Source organism: Curtobacterium sp. ME26, from assembly GCF_903970945.1.
In the GTDB taxonomy this organism is placed as follows: domain Bacteria; phylum Actinomycetota; class Actinomycetes; order Actinomycetales; family Microbacteriaceae; genus Curtobacterium; species Curtobacterium citri.
In genome coordinates, this window is record NZ_CAJCKG010000019.1 from 37,886 (window position 1) to 55,857 (window position 17,972).

Below are 17,972 nucleotides of genomic sequence, written 5' to 3' on the forward strand. Positions count from 1 at the left end.
GTCCGGGCGGTCCGGGCGACGGTCCGGCACGAGCGGGTCAGACCCGCGGGAGGTGCCGTCGCCAGGACCGTCGTCGTGCCGCGATCACGAGGACCGCGGTGAACACCATCAGTCCGGCCCCGTGCAGCAGGTAGCTCTCGGCCGTGCTCGTCACCCCGAGCAGCACCAGGAGCGCGGCCGGCCACACGTAGGCGACCCCGGGGAAGGTCGTGGCGGTGACCCAGGCCCGCGCGAACGCCAGGAGCGCCGCGAAGGCCAGCACCAGGGTGCCGGCGAGCCCGATCTGCAGCGACGCGTCGACGAAGGCGTTGAGGCCAGACGTGTAGCGGACCCCCGACGGGTCGACGAACGCCACGAACGGCACGACGGGTTCGGACGGCCACGTGCCCACCCAGCCCCAGCCCTGCATGGGGAACTGCTCCGCGAGGACCCGGATCTGCGTCCACAGGTCGATGCGCGTGCGGGTGCCGCCGGCGGCACCGATCTCGGCGAGGATCCGCTGTCGTGCCAGCACCGCGAGCACGAGCATGGCGAGCACCGTGCCGCCGAGCACCGTGTTCACCACCGGTCTCGTCGTCGGTCTCGCGTGCCGCAGGGCCCAGAGCGCGAGGGCGGTGACGGCGAGGGCGATCATCGCGAGCCCGGTGATGGGGGACTGCACGAGCATCAGGGTGATGACCGCCAGGGTGGTCGACGCGAGCGCGCGCCACGTCGTCACGGAGCGGGTGAGGAACTCGACCACGAAGGTGACGAGCGCCGTCGCGGCGACGAAGCCCATGAAGTTGCGGGTGCCGCCGATGCCCTGGATCGGACCGCCGTAGGCGATGTCGCCACGGATGCCGAACCCGGGGAACGGGACGTCGAGCACGAGACCGGACAGGACCTCGAGCCCGAGGGCGACGACGAGCAGGATCCGGAAGGCGTCGCCGGACGCCCGGATGACCTGCACGAGGTCGCGGCCGAGCGCCAGGTACAGACCCAGACCGACGAAGCCGACCGTCTCGGTGAAGCCGCGGAGGGCGACCCACGAGTACTGGCTCCACAGCACGCTCAGCCCGCAGAACCCCACGAAGGCGAGCAGGGAGAGCGGGAGCACGCCGTGCCACTCGATCCGGTACCGCTGACCGAGCAGGCTCAGGCCGGCGAGCACGACGAGCGTCACGAGCACCGACCAGGTCCCGGCCGTGCCGACGACGTCGTGCACGGCGGGCTGCCCGAACGCGAACAGGACGATCACGGTCGCGAGGGCCTGGCTGAACCGACCACCGGCCGAGAAGCCGATCCAGGCGGACAGGTACCGGCGTGCGAGCGCTCCGCGTGTCACCCGTCCGTCCGTCACCTCCCCATCCTTGCGCATCCGGCGTGGCGGGCGCTGCGCGGCGTGTGTCGACGGGCGTGATCGCGCAGCGCGATATCGTCGTCGGCGATGAGGGCGCTGCGTTCGGTGGGGTCGCGGGCCGCTGCCGCGCTGGTCGTCGCCGTCCTCGCGGCCACCCTCGCCTGGTACCGGCTCGGCCCGGTCGCACGCGGCACCGCGTGGGCCGAGGACGCCGGGGTCTTCCTGCGCGAACGGCTGCAGTACGGCTTCGAGGGCACGCTCCTCCGTCCGTACGCGGGCTACCTCCACGTCGTCCCGCGACTCGTGGTGGACGTCGCCGTCAGCCGTCCCGTCGAGCAGTACGCGCTGACGGTCTCGGCGCTCAGCTGCGCGGCGGTCGGGCTCGTGGCCGCCGGGGTCTTCGTGCTCGCGCGGGAGGTGGTCCCGGCGTGGCCGCTGCGCCTCGTGCTCGCCGCGGTCCCGGTCGTCGTGCCGGTGGTTCCGTACGAGGTGAGCGGCAACGCGGCGAACCTGCACTGGTTCGCCCTGGTCGTCGCGCCCTGGCTGTTCGCGCACCGTGCCCGGTCCTGGTGGTCCGCGGCCGTCGTCGCGGTCGCCGCTGCGGCGGTGGTCCTGACCGAGCCCCAGGCGCTCCTCTTCACCCCGCTCCTCGTCCTCGCCTGGTGGCGGGCACCCGGCTCGCCGGGGTGGTCCGTGCTGCGGGCGCTCCCGGTCACGGTGGCCACGGTCGCCGCCGGTGCCGCGCAGGTCCTGACGGCGACGACCTCGGTCCGCGAGTCGCGCCCGGGCGGGCCCGCGGTCGCGGACGTCGTCGTCGGCTACCTCCTGCAGCCCGTCGCGGGGTCCTGGGACCGTCGGCTCGGGGTGGTCGGGCACGCGGTCGTCGCGCACGGCTGGGTGGTCCTGGTCGCTCCGACGGTCGCGCTCGTCCTCGTGGGCACCGCGGCCGTGCTCGTGGGTAGCTGGCGTGCACGCGCGCTGGTGGTCGCCCTCGGACTGGGCTCGGTGGTCGTCTGGGCGGCGTCGCTGGTCGCCAACGCGTCCGCCGACGGCCACTGGGCGGCACTGGACGTCGCGGGCCTCCAGGGGCAGACGCCGACGCGGTACGCGGCCGCGTCCGCCGTCCTCCTCGTGTCGTCCGCGGTGCTGGCAGCCGCGGTGCTCGTGCAGCGGACGGGAGGCGCGGGTCGCCTCGTCGGCGCGGCCGTCGGCTGGTGCGTGGTCACCGCCGTCGTCGCCGCCGCGGTCGCGAACGTCGCGCCCGCGGCCTCCGTGCGCGCCGGCGGCCCCGAGTGGGAGCCGCAGGTGTCCGCGCGGATCGGCCTCTGCCGGGCGGAGCCGGACCTCGTGCTCGACGTCCGGGCGCAGCCGTGGGGTGCCGCCGTGCCGTGCTGGCTCGTCCTCAGCGGGCGCGGGTCGTCCGGAACGCCCGGGCGCTGACCGGCGTGCGGGGGCCGTCGCCGACGCTCTCCGGCTCCTCGCCGACGAGCACGATGCGCGACTTCACCGCGATGAGCGCGAAGAGCAGCCAGTTGCCCTGGTAGAGCAGCCGTGACTCCGCCACGGACTGCACGAGCAGCGCCGCCACCACGAGCAGCGGGAACAGCGACACCGCGTCGAACCCGCGCGGCCGCATGTCGGGACCGAAGCGGACCCGGGTCGCGCCCGCCCAGGAGCGCAGCAGCGTCGTGAGGACGTAGACGACGAAGAGCACGAGCCCGACGATGCCGGTCTGCATCCAGGCGTCCAGGTACGCGTCGTGGGCCTGCAGGTACGTGACGCCGTTCCGCGGTGCGAGCTCCGCGAGCACGGGGATGTCCGGCCACCAGTAGCCGATCCAGCCCCAGCCGAGCACGGGGTGCTGCTGTGCGAGGCCGACGACGCCGGCCCAGATCTCGCCGCGGCCGGTGAGGTCGGGACTCTTCCCGAGGAGCGCGGTGATCGGCCCGCGCAGGGCGACGGCGGCGACCGCGGCCACCACGGCCGCGGCGAGGACGAGCAGGTACCGGGGTGTCCGCCGCTCGGTCGGGGTCCGGCGGATCCACAGCGCGAGCGCGAGCACGACGACGACGACCACCGCGGCGACGAGCACGGTGGACGACCGGGTGAGCGCGAGGACGAGGGCGGCGACGGCGAGCCAGCCGATCGCCCGACTCCGGCGGATCCGGCCCTCGGCGAGCTGCACGGCGACCGCGATCGCCGCGAGGAGCGCCACCATCGCGAGCAGGTTCGCGTTGCCGGGCAGGCCCTGGATGCGCCCGCCGGTGAGCAGCTCGGCGCGGGAGAAGTAGAAGGCGTCCGGGATCTCCCGGTCGCCGTAGTCGGTCCAGATCGGCGCGATCGGGTGCCGGACGACGACGGCGACGACCGCCTCGAAGAGGAGCGAGAGCGCGAGCACCGACCGGAACGCGGTGCTCGCCGCGTCGAGGATGCGGCGCCAGGTCAGCGTCGACGCGATCGCGAAGGCGACGACCGCGCACAGGACCTGGACCACGGTGCTCGCGAGGGTGGCGGGGCGCCAGTGCGACCACGCGACGGAGACCAGGCACCACGCGAGGAAGAACCAGAGCGCGAGCGGTGTGCGCGCCGCACTCGGGCGGGCGCGGACCACGACCGAGACGCCCCAGCACCCGAGCGCCGCCCAGACCACCGCTGCGCCGTACCAGGTCAGGGTGTTCGGCAGGGCGTCCCCGGCGAAGAGGACGAGCAGGACGGCGGTCGCGAGCGCGGTGGCCTCGCGCTCCGGCACGGAGCCGCGCGTCACGGGCCAGGTGTTCGTCACGGTGACAGGCTAGTGCCGGTCACCGTGCGAGCGAGGCGAGCGCGCGTTCCAGGTCTGCGCCGAGGTACGGGGCCAGCGTCCGCGCGAAGGTCCCGGTGACGTGCGTCGGGTCGCGGTGCACCACCACGCCGCCGACCACCGCCGGGCAGGTCGTGGCCGTGCAGTAGGAGTCGGTCAGGTCGATCGCGCGGGCCCGGTCGCCGACCGCGCGGACCGCGTCCTCGGTCCCGTCGTACGGCGCGGTCGCCACCGAGCGCGGGGTGTCGCAGGCGTCGGTGGTCGGACCGCTCATCCGCGCGAGGCAGTCCAGGGTGCCGGCACCGGTCACCGGGTTGTCCCGGATCGCGATCACGGGGACGCCCGCGTCGACGGCGGTGCGCCACGCGCCCACGAGCCCGTCGACGACCGTCTGCTCGTTCGTCGACCCCTCCGGCACGATCACCGGGCTCTTCGTCGCGGCGTGGGTGACGACGAGCGCATCGAGGTCCGGGTGGTCCCCGATCCAGGCGATCGCGGCGCGCTTCCAGCCCTCGCACGCCTCGGTGTAGGCGACCGAGGGTGCCTGCTGCTGTGCGGTCGTCAGGTAGCAGCCGACGTGGCCGGCGACGTCGATCCGCCAGTGGTTGCGCTCCGCGATCGCCCGGTAGGCGCTGATCAGGGCGTTGTTGTGCGAGTCACCGATCGCCGCGAGGTGCGCCCGCGCCCCCGTCCGCGGTCCGAACGAGCAGACGTTGAAGTCCGCCGTCGTGTTCGACCAGCACGCCGGGAGGTTCGCGTCGTCGGTCCCGGCGGCCGCCGGCGCCGGCACCCGGACGTCGGCCAGCCGGGGGTCGGCGCACGGCTCCGCCGAGCCGATGCGGGCGGCCGCGCCGAAGCAGGGCACGTCGCCGCGTTCGAGGGAGCGCTGGTAGGCGGCCGCCTGCACCTGCTGGACCTCCAGGGCGCCGAGCGTGGCGGCACCGATCCCCACCACGACGACCGTCGCCAGCGCGCCGAGGAGCGCCACCCGCCGCGGCCGCAGGGTGCGCATCCTGCGCGAGAACCGCAGCGGCTCCTCGACGAACCGGGTCGTCACCGCGGCCAGGAGGAGGGCACCGACGAGGACCGCCACCTTGTCGCGGGTCCCGAGTGCGTGCCCGGTCACGAGCGGCAGCAGCACGATCGCGGGCCAGTGCCAGAGGTAGACGGCGTACGAGGTGCGCCCGACGAAGGCGACCGGTGCGAGGCGGCCGAGCCGTTCCAGCCCGGAACGCGCACCGAGCAGGACCACCAGTGCCGCGGACGTGACCGGCAGGATCGCTGCGGACCCCGGGAACGGCGTCGCCGGGGTGACGACCCAGAGCGACGCGACCAGACCCGCGACACCCAGCCACGCGCCTCCCGTCCGCACCGACCGCGCGACGGTCGTGACCGGCCGCGGCAGCGCGACCGTCGACGCGAGCCCGCCCAGCGCGAACTCCCAGGCCCGCGTCGCGGTCGAGAAGTAGGCGACCCCCGGTGCGGTCCGCGTCTCGACGATGCTCCACACCAGCGACAGCACCACCACCGCGCCGAGCAGCACGCGAGCCGTCGTCACGGGGGAGAGGGTGCGGGCCCGCCGAAGCAGCGCGGCGAGGGCCACGAGCAGGACCGGGAGCGCGATGTAGAACTGCTCCTCGACCGACAGCGACCAGAAGTGCTGGAAGGGGGACGGCTGGTTGTCCGAGGCGAGGTAGTCGACCGAGTCCGAGGCGAGCTGCCAGTTCTGCACGTACACGCTCGCCGCGATGAGCTCGCGGCCGTACTGCCCCCAGAGCGTGCTCGGCACGACGAGCAGCACGGCGACCCCGGTCGCCGCGAGCGTCAGGAAGGCGCCGGGCAGCAGACGCTTCGCCCGCCGGGCCCAGAACGCACCGAGGGCGATGCGCCCGGAGCGGAGCTGTTCGCGCAGGAGGTGCCCGGTGATGAGGTACCCGGAGACGACGAAGAAGACGTCGACCCCGACGAACCCGCCGGGCAGCCGGTTCGGCCAGAGGTGGTACAGCACGACGGCCAGCACGGCGAACGCGCGCAACCCCTGGACGTCCCAACGGGTCGACTCGGAGCGGCGCGGATCGGACATCGCGGTGAGTCTACGTATCGCGGATCGTCGATGTCCCCTCGGTGGGATGTCGCATCCCTGCCGCTACGCTCGGGGCATGTTCCTCGGCATCACCAACACGCCTCGCGACTACGCGTGGGGATCCGTCACCGCGATCCCCGAACTGCTCGGTCGGACCGTCACGGGGGCGCCGCAGGCGGAGCTCTGGCTCGGCGCCCACGCCGGCAGCCCGAGCGTCGTCGTGAACCCGGCGATGGTCGGTGGCGCGGACACACTCCGCGACTGGATCGACGCGGAACCCGAGGTCGCCCTCGGCCCGGACCGGAGCGGTCTGCCGTTCCTGCTGAAGCTCCTCGCCGCCGACGCGCCGCTCTCGCTGCAGGCGCACCCCACGCCGGAGCAGGCCGAGGAGGGGTTCCGGCGCGAGGAGGCGGCGGGCGTCCCGCTCGACGACCCGTCCCGCAACTACAAGGACCCGTTCCCGAAGCCCGAGCTCGTCGTGGCGCTGAGCGAGCGCTTCGAGGCGCTCAGCGGGTTCCGCCCGGTCGCCGACACCACCGTCGAGGTCGAGGCGCTCGACGCCGGGAGCGGTCGGCTCGGCCCGCTGCTGGCGCACCTGGCGCACGGGCTCGAGGACACCGTCCGCTGGCTCGAGACGGCCGACCCCTCGGCGCTCGCCGTGGTGCAGGCCGCGTCGGACCTCGCGGCGGCCCTGCCCGAGGGTGAGCGCACCCCGAACGTGCAGACGGTCGTCGACCTCGCCGAGGCGTACCCCGGCGACCCCGGCGTCGTCGTGTCGCTGCTCGTGCACCGGGTCACGCTCGCCGCGGGCGAGGCGATGTACCTGCCCGCCGGGAACGTCCACGCCTACCTCGACGGTCTCGGCGTCGAGCTGATGGCGCCGTCCGACAACGTGCTGCGCGGCGGTCTGACGGCGAAGCACGTCGACGTCCCCGAACTGCTCCGCGTGCTCGACTTCACGGCGTACCCGGCACCGGTCCTCGTGCCGGAGCACCTGGACGCCGGGGTCGACCGCTTCGCGCCGGAGGGCGTCGGCTTCGCCCTCGTGCGCGTCACCGGCGACGGTCGTCCGGTCGGGCTCGGCACGGGCGGGGTCGCCCCGCTGTCCGGTCCGTCGATCGCGGTGTGCACCGCCGGTGCCGTGACGCTGGTGGGTGCGCGGTCGGCGACGCTGCTCCGGCAGGGGGAGTCCTGCTACGTCACGCCGGACGAGGGGGACGTCACCGTCGAGGCGGACGTCGCCGCCGGGGTCACCTCGACGGTCTTCATCGCGACGGGTGCGTGAACACGCACCGACGTGCGGCCGGACGGTGCCACGCCGTCCGCTAGCGTGACGAGCATGAGTTGGCTGGTCACCGGCGGTGCCGGGTACATCGGGTCCCACGTCGTCCGCGCCCTGCGCGCCGCCGGCATCGACACGGTCGCGTTCGACGACCTGTCGAGCGGCTTCCGCGCCTTCGTGCCGGAGGACGTGCCGTTCGTCGAGGGGACGATCCTCGACGGCGACCTGGTCGCCGCCACGCTCCGCGAGCACGCCGTCAGCGGCGTGGTCCACGTCGCGGGCTTCAAGTACGCCGGCGTCTCCGTCGAGCGTCCGCTGCACACGTACGAGCAGAACGTCACCGGCACCGCGACCCTGCTCCGGGCCATGGCCGAGCACGGCGCCACCAAGGCCGTGTTCTCCTCGAGCGCCGCGGTCTACGGCACGCCGGACGTCGACGTCGTCGTCGAGGACACCCCGAAGGCACCGGAGTCGCCCTACGGCGAGTCGAAGCTCATCGGCGAGTGGCTCCTGCGCGACATGGAGGTCGCCGCGGGCTTCACCACGACGTCGCTGCGCTACTTCAACGTCGTGGGCTCGGGGGAGCCCGACCTGTACGACGCGAGCCCGCACAACCTGTTCCCCCTGGTGTTCGACGCGCTGCTCGCGGGCCGGACGCCGCGCATCAACGGCACCGACTACGACACCCCGGACGGCACGTGCGTGCGGGACTACATCCACGTCGCCGACCTCGCGCACTCGCACGCGGTCGCGGCCCGGAAGCTCGAGGCGGGGGAGCAGCTCGAGCGCGCCTACAACCTCGGCAGCGGGGACGGCGTGAGCGTGCGGCAGATCATGGACGCGATGGCGGCCGGCACCGGCATCGCCTTCGAGCCCGAGGTCGCACCGCGTCGCCCGGGCGACCCGGCCAGGATCGTCGCCACCGGCGAGGCCGCGGCCCGCGACCTCGAGTGGGCGATGCGGCACACGCTCGACGAGATGGTGTCGAGCGCGTGGGAGGCCCGTCGCCGCGTCGGCTGACCCTGTTCCGGTGCCTGCCGTGTCCCCCGTCGGCAGGACAGAACCGCTGCGACACGCCCGTACGGGGGACATGACACGCCGCGACGGTCAGAGCCTTCTATGATCCGCGACTTGACTCCGGCGAATGACACCGCTGTAATTACAGGCAGCGGCTCCGGTCGTTGCAGGCCGTCGTCGACATGTCAGGGGTGATCAGGGTGAACGGTTCCGACTTCCACGCCGACGTGCCGGAGGACTGGCACGTCGATCCGGTGGCGCTCGGCGTCCCCGGCGTCCGTCGCGCCGAGGCCGACGAGGAGAACCCGCTCGCGTGGCAGGTCGACTCGCTGTGCGCGCAGACCGACCCCGAGGCGTTCTTCCCCGAGAAGGGAGGCTCGACGCGCGAGGCGAAGAAGATCTGCACGTCCTGCGAGGTCCGGTCGCAGTGCCTGGAGTACGCGCTCGAGAACGACGAGCGCTTCGGGATCTGGGGCGGGCTGTCCGAGCGCGAACGCCGCAAGCTCCGCCGCCGCGCCTGACGGCCTGGAGGCAGGTGCTGGCTCCGACCGGCACCTCGCGTTGATGGGTCCCACAGGTTCACGGCACGCCGCCGGCGGGCGCGGGAGCCCCGCCCGGCAGACCGTAGAGTGACGCGCGTCATGCAGACCAGTCCCGCGCAAACCCGGTCGGCCCCGTCCCGGTCCGCCCAGCCCCGCGTCACCGCGGTGCTGGTGGCGGCGAACGGTGGCGGGCACCTCGACCGGACCCTGGACGCCCTCGTCGCCCAGACCCGGCACCCCGACGGACTCGTCGTCGTCGACATCGGCTCGTCCGACGGCTCCACGACCGACATCGCGCTCGGCGGCTCCGCCGGTCTGGTCCGGCTCCCCGCCGGGCGGCCGTTCGGCGAGGCAGTGGCGGTGGCCGAGCGCGAGGCGGCGGTCGCCGACCCGGAAGAACCGTCCGACGAGTGGCTCTGGATCCTGGGCCACGACAACGCCCCCGCACCGGACGCGCTGGCCGAGATGCTCTCCGCGGTGGAGATTGCGCCGTCGGTCGCCGTCGCCGGGCCCAAGCTCATCGCCACCGAGGACCCCTCGCTCATCCGCGCCTTCGGTGAGAGCACCACGCGCTTCGGCCGCTCGCTCGGCCTCGTGCAGGACGAGCTCGACCAGGGCCAGCACGACCGGCACACCGACGTGATGGGGGTCGCCGCGGGCGGCATGCTCGTCCGCCGCTCGGTCTGGCGGGACCTGCGCGGCTTCGACCCGGCCCTGCCCGACGTCGATGCCGCCCTCGACTTCTGCATCCGCGCCCGCCTCGCCGGCCACCGCGTCGCCGTCGTGCCCGAGGCCCGGGTGACGAGCGCCGGCCCGATCGAGGAGTTCGGTCGGAAGCGCGTCTCCGAGGCCCGTCGCGTCCGCCTGCACCGGCAGGCGCAGCTGCACCGACGCCTCACCGCAGCGCCGGCCGGACTGCTCTGGCTGCACTGGCTGCTCCTCGTGCCGTTCGCGGCCGGTCGCGCCGTCGGACACCTCGTCGCGAAGCACCCTGCCGCGGTCTCGGGCGAGCTCGCCGCGGCGTTCGCCGTCGCCTTCGGCGGCGGGGTGCGGCGTGCCCGGAAGAACGCCGCCAGGACCCGTCGGGTGGGCTGGACCGCGATCGAACCCCTGCGCGTCAGCTGGCGTCGGGTGCACGAGCGTCGCACCACCTCGCGCGACGTCGAGCTCGCCCGCGTCGAGGACGCCCCCATGGCGCGGGCGTCGTTCCTCGGCGACGGCGGCGTGTGGGTCGTGCTCGCCGCGGCGGTCCTCAGCGTCGTCACGCTGTACCCGCTCCTCAGCAGCCCCGCGGTGACCGGCGGCGGTCTGCTCCCGCTCAGCACCTCGGTCGGACGGCTCTGGCAGAACGTCGGGTACGGCTGGCACTCCATCGGCACCGGCTCGACGGGCCCCAGCGACCCGTTCGCGGCCGTGCTCGCCGTGCTCGGGTCGGTCTTCGCCTGGTCGCCGTCGACCGGGGTCGTCGTCGTGCTCCTGCTCGCCCTGCCGATGGCGGCGCTCGGTGCGTGGTTCGCGGTCCGCAAGGTCACCACGCGCACCTGGGTGCCGGTGGTCGGCGCCGCGCTGTACACGATCGCGCCGGCGCTCGTCGGCGCCCTCACGACCGGCCACCTCGGCGCCGTGATCGCGCACGTGCTCCTGCCGTGGCTGCTGCTCGCCGTGCTCGAGGCGCACCGCTCGTGGGCGTGGGCCTCCGGCGCCGCGCTGCTGTTCGCGGTCGTCGCCGCCTCGGCCCCGTCCCTGCTGCCGGTGCTCCTGGTCGGCTGGGTGGTCTCGCTGGTGGTCGGCTGGCGTCGCGCGCACCGTCGGGTCTTCATCCCGGTGCCGGCCGCGGTGCTCTTCCTGCCGCTCGTGCTGGCGCAGGTCGCCAAGGGCAACCCGCTCGCGGTCCTCGCCGACCCCGGTGTGCCGTCCGCGACCCGCGCCCCGTCCGCCTTCCAGCTGGCGATCGGGCAGCCCGTGCCGGACTGGAACGGTTGGCTCCCCGCCACCTCGACGCTCGGACTCGCCGCGGCCGTGCTGCCGATCGCGATGGCCGTGCTCGCACTGCCCGTCGCCCTGCTCGCCGTCGGGGCGGTCCTCGGCCACCGCTGGGCGGTCGCCGGGGCCGCGCTCGTCCTCGCCCTGCTCGGGTTCGCGACCGCCGTCGCCGCCACGCACGTCACCGTGACCGGCGTGGGCTCGACGACCACGATCGTCTGGCCCGGCAGCGCGCTCTCCGTCTCCGCCCTCGGCCTCGTCCTCGCCGCCTGCATCGGCATCGACGTCCTGCCGCGGACGGCTCCCGTCACCGGCATCGTCGCCGCGGTGTTCGCGGGCGTCGCGGTCGCGCCGGCCTTCGCCGCGTCCACGCTCGGCGACACCGTGCTGCAGCCGACCACCGGCCGCGTGCTCAGCGCGTACGTGAACGCCGAGGCGCAGGCGAACCCGGACGTCGGCACGCTCGTCGTCGACCCGCAGACGGACGGCTCCCTCGCGGTGTCGCTCGAGCGCGGGCAGGGCTCGACCCTCGACGACCAGACCACCCTCGACGCGACGGCGCTGCGGCTCAGCAGCAAGGGGACGGAGCTCGCGACCCTCGCCGGCAACCTCGCGAGCCGCAGCGGCTACGACCCCGAGCCCGCCCTCCGCAGCCTCGGCATCTCGTTCGTGCTGCTCGACGAGGCCCCGGACGATGCCGCGGCCGAGGCCGTGCACGACCGGGCGGCAGGTGCCATCGGGCAGGACGCGCGCTTCACGAGCATCGGTGAGACGGCCACGGGCCAGCTCTTCCACTACGAGGGCGACGTCGACCGTGTCGCCTCGGGCTCGGCGGCCACGCAGGCGACCCACGTGCTCTACCTGGTGGTGCTCGGGATCGTCTTCGGCGCGGCCGCACTGCTCGCGGTCCCGACGGCCCCCCGCCGTCGCCGCGCCACCTCGAACGTCATCGAGGCCGAGGAACCCGCCACCACCTTCGACGAGGAGCGCGACGAATGAGCGCCAGCCCCCGGTCCGTCCGACGCTGGGTCGTCCGCGGCACCGCGACCGCGGTCGCCGTGGTCGTGGCGGCCGGGGCCGTGACGGCCGCCCACGCGATCGGTACCGAGAGCACGCCGGCGCGTCCGGCGGGTCGCACCGTCACACCCGTCCCCGCCGACGCCGAGCGCGTGTGCGCCGGCAGCGCCCTGCGGCTGTCCGACGACTCGGGCAACGACGCGACGACGGCGAGCACCGTCGGGTCGGCGACCGTCGCGACCGCGACCACCGGTGCCACCGTCGACCGTTCGACCCTCGGGTCGTCCACGAGCGGGGGCAGCGCGCCGCAGCTCCTGACGGCGCCGGCGGGTCGCACGACGCCGCAGGTCGCCGGCAGCAGCGCGCAGACCGTGTCCTCGGGCGACCTCGTCGGATTCGGCGCCGCCTCGTGCGACGATCCCGGCCAGTCGACCTGGCTCGTGGGCGGCTCGACCGAGACGGGACGGACGAGCCTGGTCACCCTGTCGAACCCCACCGACGTCAACGCGACCGTCGACCTCGCGGTCTACGACGCGTCCGGCACGGTGACCGCGCCCGGCACCACGGGCATCGTGGTCGCGCCGAACACGCAGAAGGTCGTGCCCCTGTCCGGCTTCGTCTCCGGTCAGGGGTCGACGGTCGTGCACGTGACCTCGACCGGCGGGCAGATCGTCGCGCACATGCAGGAGAGCATCGTGCGCACGCTCGTGCCGGGCGGGTACGACGTCGTCTCGGGCGGCGCAGCGCCGTCGACCTCGCAGATCATCCCCGCCGTGGTGCTCCGCGGCGCGCAGGAGGCCCAGCGCGGGGACGACGCCGCGGACGCCGCACCGATCGTGCGGCTCTTCGTCCCCGGCGACGAGGCCGCCCGGGTGACGCTGGGCATCACGACCGCGGACGGCGGTGGCTCGACCGTCAACGCGACCGCCGAGCCGGGCGTGGTCACCGACGTGGCGCTCGACGACTTCCCGGACGGCCGGTACTCGTTCACCGTCACCTCGACGCAGCCCCTCGTCGCCGGGGCCCGCACGACGGCACCGACGGACGACGACCGCACCGACCTCGGCTGGTTCGCGTCCGCCGAGCCGCTCGGTGACGACGCGATCACGGCCGTGGCACCGGGGCGCGACCCGAAGCTCTCGCTGGTCAACCCGACGCGGTCCGACGCGCAGGTGACGATCCGGTCGGGGGACCGGGAGCAGGAGGTGACCGTGCCGTCCGGTGCGACCGCGACCGTCAGCGTCCCCACGTCGACGCAACTCGAGCTCGTGGGTGCCGCGGGGCTCGTCGCCGGGGTCGGCTACGACGGCAGCGACGGCATCGGTGGCTTCCCGGTCCGCCCGGCGACCGACGTCTCGACGCCGCTCCGCGTCTACCCGTAGACGCCCGTCAGACCTGGTCGGGTCACCAGTGCCGGAAGCGGTCCGGCGCCGGGTCCGGCCGTGGGTGCTGTGTCCCTGTCGGTCACCAGTGCCGGAAGCGGTCCGGCGCCAGGTCCCACGGATCCTTGTCGATCAACTCGCCCACCGCCCGGAACACCGCGGTCTCGACGACGACGCGGCGGTCCGTGTCGTCCTTCTCGGGACTGTGGGTCACCCGCTCGACGGGGATCCGGAACAGCGTCACGCGTCGGTCGTCGCGGTCCACCCGCCAGCGGGGCAGGCGGTCCGGCAGGTCCCGGTCGGTCGGCATGTCCGCCACCTGGAACACCACGCCCGCGAGCTCGTCCGGCCACATCCCGACCAGGTAGTGCGCGGTGTCGCCGACGATCCGGTCGAAGGTCTCGGCACGGGTGACCACGGGCGCGAGCTCCGGTCCGGTCACGCTCGACCGCCCGCCGCGTCCGTGCCGGGAGCGCCCCCGGGCACGGTCGACCGGGGTGACGAGAGGAGGCTTCCGACGCATCCCGCCATCGTACGCGGCGGGGTCCGTCCGCTCCGCCCGCAGCCGGGCACCGGAGGGCGACGGGTAGGGTCGGTGCCGGTATGGACGTACGGATCTGCAGCAAGGTCGCCTGTGGCGCGAGCGCGTCGGCGACCCTGACGTACGACTACGCCGACTCGATGGTCGTCGTCGGACCGCTGTCGACCCGCGTCGAGCCGCACGGGTACGACCTCTGCGCGCGGCACGCGGCGCGGCTGCGCGTGCCGCGTGGGTGGGACGTGGTGCGGCGCGAGCCGCTCCGCCGCGACGCCGACTGACGCCGGCCTGAGCGTCGCGGTGCGCGCTGCGGACGCAAGGCGCTGCGGACAGCACCGACGTCGCCGGACGACCCGCGCCTCCCGGCCGGGCGTGGAAGACTGGCCGCATGTCCACCGAGACCCGCACCGCAGCACCGTTCCGTGTCGCCGACCTCACCCTCGCCGAGGCGGGTCGCCACCAGATCCGGCTCGCCGAGAACGAGATGCCGGGGCTGATGTCCCTGCGCGAGGAGTTCGGCGCGACGCAGCCGCTCGCCGGCGCGCGCATCGCCGGGTCCCTGCACATGACGGTGCAGACGGCGGTCCTCATCGAGACGCTCGTCGCCCTCGGCGCGCAGGTCCGCTGGGCGAGCTGCAACATCTTCTCGACGCAGGACGAGGCCGCCGCCGCCGTGGCCGTCGGCCCGACGGGGACGCCCGACGCACCCGCCGGCGTGCCGGTCTTCGCGTGGAAGGGCGAGACGCTCGAGGAGTACTGGTGGTGCACGAGCCGCATCTTCGACTGGAGTGCCGAGGCCGCGGCCGCGGGCGCCGACTGGTCGGGACCGAACCTCGTCCTCGACGACGGCGGTGACGCGACGATGCTCGTGCACACCGGGGCCGACGCCGAGACCGCCGGTCGCGTGCCGGACGCGGGTGACGACGCGAGTGCCGAGTGGCGGATCGTCCTCGCCACCGTCGCCGCCTCACTCGAGGAGTCCCCGGACCGATGGACCCGGATCGCCGCCGAGATCGAGGGCGTGACCGAGGAGACCACCACCGGCGTGCACCGCCTGTACGAGCTCGCGCGGAACGGCGAGCTGCGCTTCCCGGCGATCAACGTCAACGACTCGGTCACGAAGTCGAAGTTCGACAACAAGTACGGCATCCGGCACTCGCTGCCCGACGGCCTGAACCGCGCGACGGACGTCCTCATCGGCGGCAAGGTCGCGTTCGTCGTCGGGTACGGCGACGTGGGCAAGGGGGCCGCGGAGGCCCTGCGCGGCCAGGGCGCCCGGGTCATCGTGTCCGAGGTCGACCCGATCTGCGCGCTGCAGGCCGCGATGGACGGCTACCAGGTGGCCCGGCTGGCGGACGTCGCCGACCAGGTCGACATGGTCGTCACGTGCACCGGCAACCTCGGCGTCGTCGGCGTCGACGAGATGCTCGCGCTGAAGCACCTCGCGGTCGTCGCGAACGTCGGGCACTTCGACAACGAGATCGACATGGCGGGGCTCGAGGCGCTGGCCGGCGTCGAGAAGGTCGAGATCAAGCCGCAGGTGCACGAGTGGCGGCTGCCGAACGGGCGCTCGATCCTCGTGCTCAGCGAGGGGCGGCTCATGAACCTCGGCAACGCGACCGGGCACCCGTCGTTCGTGATGAGCAACTCGTTCACGAACCAGGTGCTGGCGCAGATCGAGCTGCACACCCGACGCGAGCAGTACCCGACGGGCGTGTACGTGCTGCCGAAGCACCTGGACGAGAAGGTCGCCCGTCTGCACCTCGACGCGCTCGGCGTGCAGTTGACCGAGCTGCGGCCGGAGCAGGCGGCCTACATCGGTGTCGCGGTCGAGGGGCCGTACAAGCCCGAACACTACCGGTACTGAGCCGCGGCGGGCGCGCCACGACCCGGCCGGACGTGGCGCGTCACCGCGCGGACGCCTCGGGACGAACCACGGATGCGACGTCGAACCAGGCCCGCGGGCCGGTTCGATGTCGCGTCCGTGGTTCGACCCAGCCGTGCGCGCCTGCGCCGGTCGCGCGTCACCGCGAGCGCCGCGGGCTCAGCGCGGGAAGCCCGGCGGCCGCGCCGCGGCCGTCGCGGCCGCCCGGTCGAGCAGCGCCGCCCGCGCCCGGAGCGCCCGCTCGTCGCGCGCGCGGCGCAGGACGGTGATGCCGGCGAGGAAGGTCTCCGCCGGGACGGGCGGCACGGGGTGCACGTACGGCACGACCTCCGCCGCGAGCCGCCCGGCCGCCGCGGCCCGCGCGTCCGGACGCACGTCCGCGGCGCCGCTGAAGAACGCGCCGAGCCGGTTCTCGAGCCGCTGCGGCAGCGCGGACACGTCGGCGACGCCCGCCCACCCGACGAGTTCGACCGGCATCAGTACCTCGACACCACGGACCCGTGCCGCGCGTTCGTGCTGCACGAAGGTGCCGGCGAGCAGGTCCCCGAGGCGCCGCGGCCGGCTCCCGAACAGCGCGACGAGCAACGCGATCGACCCGAAGGTGGTCCAGAGCTCGAGCAGGCCGACCAGCGCCCGGGTGAACGCGTGGCGGAACCCGATCGCCCCACCGTCGACACGGACGACCCGGGTGCCGGTGGCGTACCGGCCGACGCTCTTGCCGCGGGTCACGGTCTCGACCGCGGCGGGGACGAGCACGAGCACGGTGACGACCGACCCGATCTGCAGCGGGACGAGCCACGCGCCGTCGATCCCGCTCGGCAGGACACGGGACAGCCCGAGCAGCAGCAGGACGAACAGCACGACGAGGCAGAGTGCGTCGAGCAGTGCCGCGGCGAGCCGGAGCGCGATGCCCGCGGGCTGCACGTCGAGTGCGACGGCCTCGCCGACGACGAGCTCGTCGGCGGTGTCGTCGAGGACCGCCCCGAAGCGGGCGTCGGCCAGGTCGCGCGGCGCAGGGGTCTTCGACATGGGATCATTCTGACGGAGCACGTCGCCGACCGCGCGGGCGGATCCGGCGGGGCGTGCTCGGGACGGTGGGGAGTCACGTGGACCTGGAGGCCTACAGCGCGGTGCACGGCGACCGCTGGCAGGAGCTCGACCGGCTCGCCCGGACCCGCCGCACGTCCGGGCCGGACGCCGACCGGCTCGTCGCCGGGTACCAGGAGGCCGCCACCGACCTCGCCCGCATCCGCGGCGCAGCACCCCGCACGGCGACCGGGGACCGGCTGTCCCTCGCGGTGTCGCGGGCACGGCTCCGCTTCACGGGCACGCCGGTCGACCCGCTGACGGCGCTCTCGGCCTTCTTCGTCCGCCAGCTCCCCGCGGCGATGTACCGCATCCGCTGGACGACGCTGTGGGTGGGCGCCGCCACCGCGGCGATCGCCGTGATCGTGGCCGTGTGGATCACGACCACCCCCGGCGCCACGGCCACCTTCGGCTCACCGGCGGCACTCCGGCAGTACGCCACCGAGGACTTCCAGGCGTACTACTCGGACCACGGTCTCGGCGCGTTCTCGGCGCAGGTGTGGTCGAACAACGCCTTCATCGCCGCACGGATGGTCGCCTTCGGCATCACCGGCCTCTACGTGCCGGTCTCGATCGTGCAGAACGCGGTGAGCCTGGGCGTGTCCGCCGCGATCATGCACTCGCAGGGCCGGCTCGGGGACTTCTTCCTGTACATCGCGCCGCACGGACAGCTCGAGCTGTACTCGGTGTTCCTCGCGGGGGGAGCCGGCCTGATGATCGCCTGGTCCTGGGTCGCCCCCGGCGCACGGACCCGGGCACAGGCGCTCGCCGAGGACGGCCGAGCGCTGATCACCGTCGCGGTGGGTCTGGTCCTCACGCTGCTGCTCTCCGGCCTCGTCGAGGGCGTCGTCACCCGTCAGGAGTGGCCGTGGGCGGTCAAGATCGGCATCGGTACGGTCGCCCTCGGCGCGGTGCTCTGGTACCAGTGGGTGCTCGGGGGCCGCGCGCACCGTGCGGGCGAGCGCGGTGACGTCGAGGAGTTCGAGCGCGGCGCGACCGCGCTCACGGCCGGCTGACC

The 17,972-nt window shown here is 74.2% G+C and carries 14 protein-coding genes; 9 read left to right on the top strand and 5 right to left on the bottom strand.

From position 1 onward, the window contains the following. Positions 1-37: 37 nt before the first annotated feature. Positions 38-1,339, bottom strand: a complete 1,302-nt coding sequence (locus H7A69_RS09400) for an exopolysaccharide production protein (RefSeq protein WP_182046794.1) — start codon at positions 1,337-1,339, stop codon at positions 38-40. 87 nt (positions 1,340-1,426) lie between these two features. On the opposite strand from H7A69_RS09400, the gene H7A69_RS09405 reads away from it, so the two are divergent. Then, positions 1,427-2,779: a hypothetical protein gene (locus H7A69_RS09405; protein WP_182046795.1), complete on the top strand. Its 1,353-nt coding sequence runs from the start codon at positions 1,427-1,429 to the stop codon at positions 2,777-2,779. On the opposite strand, the gene H7A69_RS09410 is transcribed toward H7A69_RS09405, so the two are convergent. After that, positions 2,742-4,121, bottom strand: coding sequence for an O-antigen ligase family protein (locus H7A69_RS09410; RefSeq protein WP_182046796.1), 1,380 nt, complete (start codon positions 4,119-4,121; stop codon positions 2,742-2,744). The genes H7A69_RS09405 and H7A69_RS09410 overlap by 38 nt on opposite strands. A 19-nt stretch (positions 4,122-4,140) precedes the next feature. Then, on the bottom strand, positions 4,141-6,222 hold the full coding sequence (locus H7A69_RS09415) for an acyltransferase family protein (protein ID WP_182046797.1): 2,082 nt from the start codon (positions 6,220-6,222) through the stop codon (positions 4,141-4,143). A 76-nt stretch (positions 6,223-6,298) separates the two neighbouring features. Here H7A69_RS09415 and manA point away from each other — a divergent pair, with 76 nt between their 5' ends. The 5 genes from manA to H7A69_RS09440 all read left to right on the top strand — a co-directional run bounded on the left by manA (position 6,299) and on the right by H7A69_RS09440 (position 13,445). Beyond that, positions 6,299-7,507 carry a mannose-6-phosphate isomerase, class I gene (gene manA / locus H7A69_RS09420; RefSeq protein WP_182046798.1) on the top strand — a complete coding sequence of 403 codons (1,209 nt, stop codon included), beginning with the start codon at positions 6,299-6,301 and terminating at the stop codon, positions 7,505-7,507. Between the two features lie 54 nt (positions 7,508-7,561). Further along, positions 7,562-8,524 carry a UDP-glucose 4-epimerase GalE gene (galE, locus tag H7A69_RS09425; RefSeq protein WP_182046799.1) on the top strand — a complete coding sequence of 321 codons (963 nt, stop codon included), beginning with the start codon at positions 7,562-7,564 and terminating at the stop codon, positions 8,522-8,524. Positions 8,525-8,703: 179 nt separating this feature from the next. Continuing rightward, complete coding sequence (locus H7A69_RS09430; protein WP_083263849.1) at positions 8,704-9,042, top strand: WhiB family transcriptional regulator; 339 nt, start codon at positions 8,704-8,706, stop codon at positions 9,040-9,042. Between the two features lie 120 nt (positions 9,043-9,162). Next, positions 9,163-12,045 (top strand): glycosyltransferase family 2 protein, encoded by a 2,883-nt coding sequence (locus H7A69_RS09435; protein ID WP_182046801.1) that lies wholly within the window; start codon positions 9,163-9,165, stop codon positions 12,043-12,045. Then, positions 12,042-13,445 carry a DUF5719 family protein gene (locus tag H7A69_RS09440; RefSeq protein ID WP_182046802.1) on the top strand — a complete coding sequence of 468 codons (1,404 nt, stop codon included), beginning with the start codon at positions 12,042-12,044 and terminating at the stop codon, positions 13,443-13,445. The genes H7A69_RS09435 and H7A69_RS09440 overlap by 4 nt, the downstream gene beginning before the upstream one ends. 82 nt (positions 13,446-13,527) lie before the next feature. Here the strand turns inward: H7A69_RS09440 and H7A69_RS09445 are convergent, their stop codons facing one another. Further along, positions 13,528-13,968 (bottom strand): hypothetical protein, encoded by a 441-nt coding sequence (locus H7A69_RS09445; protein ID WP_069712265.1) that lies wholly within the window; start codon positions 13,966-13,968, stop codon positions 13,528-13,530. Positions 13,969-14,048: 80 nt separating this feature from the next. On the opposite strand from H7A69_RS09445, the gene H7A69_RS09450 reads away from it, so the two are divergent. Beyond that, a complete protein-coding gene (locus H7A69_RS09450; RefSeq protein WP_111241051.1) occupies positions 14,049-14,264 on the top strand; it encodes a DUF3499 family protein in 216 nt (71 codons plus the stop codon). A gap of 107 nt (positions 14,265-14,371) precedes the next feature. Further along, positions 14,372-15,850, top strand: a complete 1,479-nt coding sequence (gene ahcY / locus H7A69_RS09455) for an adenosylhomocysteinase (RefSeq protein WP_069712267.1) — start codon at positions 14,372-14,374, stop codon at positions 15,848-15,850. A 177-nt stretch (positions 15,851-16,027) separates the two neighbouring features. Here the strand turns inward: ahcY and H7A69_RS09460 are convergent, their stop codons facing one another. Then, positions 16,028-16,897, bottom strand: a complete 870-nt coding sequence (locus H7A69_RS09460) for an RDD family protein (protein WP_182046803.1) — start codon at positions 16,895-16,897, stop codon at positions 16,028-16,030. A gap of 77 nt (positions 16,898-16,974) precedes the next feature. Between H7A69_RS09460 and H7A69_RS09465 the strand changes: the two genes are divergently transcribed. After that, on the top strand, positions 16,975-17,970 hold the full coding sequence (locus H7A69_RS09465) for a stage II sporulation protein M (protein ID WP_182046804.1): 996 nt from the start codon (positions 16,975-16,977) through the stop codon (positions 17,968-17,970). Positions 17,971-17,972 lie beyond the last annotated feature (2 nt).